This is a genomic window from Evtepia gabavorous (assembly GCF_003425665.1).
Classification (GTDB): Bacteria; Bacillota; Clostridia; order Oscillospirales; family Oscillospiraceae; genus Evtepia; species Evtepia gabavorous.
The window spans coordinates 1-1774 of sequence record NZ_QQRQ01000053.1 but is presented as its reverse complement, the minus strand read 5'-3'; the positions used below and the strand labels follow the sequence as shown (position 1 = coordinate 1774).

Here is a 1774-nt window from a genome sequence, read left to right as displayed (position 1 = left end):
CTGGCAGTACGCCGCCGCCCGCAACGCCCTGTACGCGGAGGGCAAGCTCATTGAGCTGCTGGCCTGCTACGAGCCCCACCTGCGCGCTTTCGGCGAGTGGTGGAAGCAGCTGTTCGGGGAGAGCGAGGGCAAGGACGGGCAGGGGGTGTTCCCCGCCAGCGTGGAGTTCACCACCGACCTGCACTCCATGGGCCAGTACATCCAGGAGGGCGCCCGGAACCTGTTTGAGACCGTGGTGCGCTTCACCGTTCCCCAGTCCTCCTGCCTGCTGGACCCAGTGCCCGGCGACCACTCGGGCCTGGACTTTCTCCGGGGAAAGGACCTGCGGTTCGTCAACGAACAGGCCCGGCGGGGCACCGTCCTGGCCCACGTGGCCGGCGGCGTGCCCAACCTCCTGCTCACCGTGCAGGAGCGCACCCCCTACTGGGCGGGGCAGCTGGTCTATTTCTTTGAATACGCCTGCGGCCTGTCCGGCTATCTGCTGGGGGTCAATCCCTTTAACCAGCCCGGTGTGGAGGCCTATAAAACCAACATGTTCGCCCTGCTGGGTAAGCCCGGCTTCGCGGCCCGGCGGGAGGACCTGCTGTCCAAGGGACCGTCCTAAGGGCTCTTGGGCCCCGGGACCCCCAGCGAAAGAAAAGCACAAAAAAGAGAATTTCTTTGGAAGGAATTTATAAAAATCTGATAAATCCCATTGCAGTTTTCCCGTTGGTATGGTAACATGAACCCAACAGGAAGTTTATTCTTTTCTGGATCAAGAAGGAGTGATTATTCATGGTTCGAGTAATTATGGGCGCAAAAGGTACCGGTAAAACCAAGCAGCTCATTGATATGATCAATCATGCCGCTGACAACGAGGGCGGCAGCGTGGTCTGCGTCGAAATCGGCAAAAAGCTGGTTTATGATGTCAGCCCCAAAGTCCGTCTGGTGGAGTCCAGTGACTTCGCCGCCGACAACTTTACCTTCCTCAAGGGCTTTATCAGCGGCATGTATGCCTCCAACTACGATTTAACCCACGTGTTCATCGACAGCCTGTGCAGAATCATCCCCTCCGAGCCCGACTCCCCTGAGGTGGAGGAATTCCTGGCCTGGCTGGATCGTTTCTCCGACACCAACAAGGTGAAGTTTACCATCACCATCAGTGCCGATATCGCCCTGGCCACCGAGGCCATCAAGGCCTATTTCTGATCGGTCCCTCTCACCCCCCAGTTCTGTAAGGAGGAAGAATGCCCATGGCATTGCGTGATAAGCTCAACTCCCTGGCTGCGGAAGCCGCCAGCAAGGCCAACACCGCCATTGAAAACGGAAAACTGAGCCTCAAGATCAACAACGAGGAAAAAAAGATCGACGAGTTTACCCTGAATATCGGCGAACTGGTCCTGGACAAGCTGGACGGAGGAGAGACCTTCGACGACGAGATCATGGCCCTGTATTCCTCCATTCAGGCCGCCCGGGAAGTCATTGCCCGGGCGAGAGCCGACATTGAGGCCAGCCGTCAAGGGGAAGAGGCAGAAGAGGATGCCCTTTCCCCTACCTGTTCCAGCTGTGGTGCGGCACTGTCCCAGGAGGACAACTTTTGCGCACACTGCGGCGTCAAAGTCGAGAAAGCCCCCGCTGCTGTCTGTCCCGCCTGCGGTGCGGTGCTCTCTGCTGAGGCTGTGTTCTGCTCCCAGTGCGGCAGCAAGCTGGCGTCCTCTCCCAGTTCAGAGGCGGACGGAGCAGAGTAAAACAGATCCCATTTTCGTCAGACCCGCCGCTTCTTCAGGAAGGGGCG

Annotated in this window: 3 protein-coding genes; all 3 read left to right on the top strand. The window is 58.6% G+C overall.

The window, feature by feature from the left end; translation table 11 throughout:
* A partial coding sequence (locus DV520_RS12390) for a glucose-6-phosphate isomerase (RefSeq protein WP_476737632.1) occupies positions 1 to 604 on the top strand: 604 nt, incomplete at its 5' end.
* Positions 605 to 774: 170 nt separating this feature from the next.
* Positions 775 to 1188, top strand: a complete 414-nt coding sequence (locus DV520_RS12010) for a hypothetical protein (protein WP_021919937.1) — start codon at positions 775 to 777, stop codon at positions 1186 to 1188.
* 44 nt (positions 1189 to 1232) lie between these two features.
* Complete coding sequence (locus DV520_RS12005; RefSeq protein WP_165850114.1) at positions 1233 to 1727, top strand: zinc ribbon domain-containing protein; 495 nt, start codon at positions 1233 to 1235, stop codon at positions 1725 to 1727.
* Positions 1728 to 1774 lie beyond the last annotated feature (47 nt).